Annotated in this window: 2 protein-coding genes; both read right to left on the bottom strand. The window is 63.5% G+C overall.

Features of this window, described 5'->3' with window-relative positions; translation table 11 throughout:
* Positions 1 to 278: MlaD family protein (locus A5782_RS12860; protein ID WP_156623920.1), on the bottom strand; the 278-nt coding region annotated here is incomplete at its 3' end.
* A gap of 316 nt (positions 279 to 594) precedes the next feature.
* Positions 595 to 1,317, bottom strand: a 723-nt coding sequence (locus tag A5782_RS12855) for an MCE family protein (RefSeq protein WP_197694210.1), incomplete at its 5' end; no start/stop codon positions are given.

Below are 1,317 nucleotides of genomic sequence, written 5' to 3'. Positions count from 1 at the left end.
AACATGAACTTCGCCGCCGGCTTCCCATCACGCACCGTCTCCGAAATCGACCCCACCCGGCCGATCTCCACCCCGTTATAGGTCACCTTCGAACCCGGATCCATCACCAAACCCGCCCGCGACGCCAACATCGTCAGCTGCGTCTTCTCGGTGAAACCTCCCCGGAACTGGACGTAGACCAGGCTGAAGATCACCGCGAGCACCACCACCACGACCAAGGTGATGAGCTTGTAGGGCGGCTCCCGCGAGTCGTTGATCTGAACGGGTGAACCTTCCATGGCGCTAGGCCAGCCCGAAGATCATCGAGGATGCGACGACGGGTGGCCACCCGCGCGGTTGGTTATCCGGGCAACCCACCGTCGCCACCGCCGCCCCTCATCTCGGGGCCGCCGCCTCCCGGCGTCGGCCTGTACACGCATGCAATAAGACCAGTGGAATGTACCGTGCCGCAGTGGGCACAAACAAAGCAACGGCGGAACCGGCGGGCGCACAACATCATTTTTCGGACAACCGCACCCGCGGCGGGCAGCTCACCGAGCGTCTGGGAAGCAGATTGTGTTCTCTGGCAATTCTTTCGCACACTAAGCGGCGCTTCTACGGGTTGATTGTGTTGTCGCCGACCTGGCGGCCCCAGACGTACTCGATCGCATAGGGCGATCCGGTGTCCAGGTGGTTGTACGGCGCGATGCTGTTGCCGGAGTCCATCACCAACTCGGGCGCGGGCCACAGGTCGTGAGTAATCGGCTGCCAGCACCCCGGCGCCCCGCCGGGGCCACCGCGCGCGTTCACCCGCGGCAGGTTCTCGGGGTAGACGTAGGGGTTCGGCGCGCCGCCGACCAGTCCGGCAATGCCGCCCACCAGCGACGCCAGGACCGGCACGGTCGCCACCGGATTGAGCAACAAACCCAGCCCCGACGTGACCTCGGTGTCCATGTTGAGCGAGTAGCCGTTGAATCCGCCCTCGGAGGCACCCGTGATGGGCACGATGTCGTGGTAGTTATGCAGCGTGCAATAGAGCTCGGGGCTGTAGGTGTCCAGTAGCTGGGCGGTGGGCACCAGGTCGGCGGCACCACGCGCCAGATACGGCCCACCCTTGTTGAACAGCTCGGCACCGGTATTGCCGAACCCGGCCGCCGACAACAACGCCTGATCCAAATCCTTTTGCTGAGCGTTGATCGTGCGCGAGGTGATCACCGCATTGTTCAGAAAATCAAACAAATCCGGCGACGCGTTCGCATACGTATCCCCCAACGCCGCCAACCGCTGAATGTCCTTGCGCGCCTGCGGCATCTGCGGATTCACATCATCAAGCAAGAT

Origin of the sequence: Mycobacterium sp. 852002-40037_SCH5390672 (assembly GCF_001665875.1) — a bacterium.
Classification (GTDB): domain Bacteria; phylum Actinomycetota; class Actinomycetes; order Mycobacteriales; family Mycobacteriaceae; genus Mycobacterium.
This window is presented reverse-complemented; position numbering and strand designations above follow the sequence as displayed.